This window comes from Pseudomonas sp. NPDC087639 (assembly GCF_044743385.1).
GTDB lineage: Bacteria > Pseudomonadota > Gammaproteobacteria > Pseudomonadales > Pseudomonadaceae > Aquipseudomonas.
Window position 1 is genome coordinate 1 of the sequence record NZ_JBIUWI010000179.1, and the last position, 585, is coordinate 585.

The 585-nt window shown below is 59.1% G+C and carries 1 pseudogene; it reads right to left on the bottom strand.

What is annotated here, in order from left to right:
- A pseudogene (locus ACIOVB_RS27685) lies at nt 1–585 on the bottom strand (transketolase-like TK C-terminal-containing protein); the annotation flags it as partial.

Below are 585 nucleotides of genomic sequence, written 5' to 3' on the forward strand. Positions count from 1 at the left end.
GAACTTGGTGATGGCTTCAGCCACGACCTTAGGTTCGATATCACCACGGTCAGCCAGTGCTGCCAGGGCTGCCAACACCACGAAATGACGGTCGACTTCGTAGAAATGACGCAGTTTCTTGCGGCTGTCGCTACGGCCGAAACCGTCGGTGCCCAGGACTTTGAATTCCTTGGACGGTACCCACTGGCGGATCTGCTCAGCGAACAGCTTCATGTAGTCGGTGGACGCGATGACCGGACCTTTACGGCCGCTCAGGCATTCTTCGACGTAGCTCTGCTTAGGCTTCTGGCCTGGTTTCAGACGGTTGCTGCGCTCTACGGCCAGGCCGTCGCGACGCAGTTCGTTGAAGCTGGTGACGCTCCACACGTCGGCGCCAACGTTGAACTCTTCACGCAGGATCTTCGCCGCTTCACGCACTTCGCGCAGGATGGTGCCGGAGCCCATCAGCTGTACGTGGTGGGCCGCATCGCGGGTGTCTTCTTCGAGCAGGTACATGCCTTTCTTGATGCCTTCTTCGGCACCGGCCGGCATGGCTGGCTGCTGGTACGACTCGTTCATCACGGAGATGTAGTAGACGATGTCCTG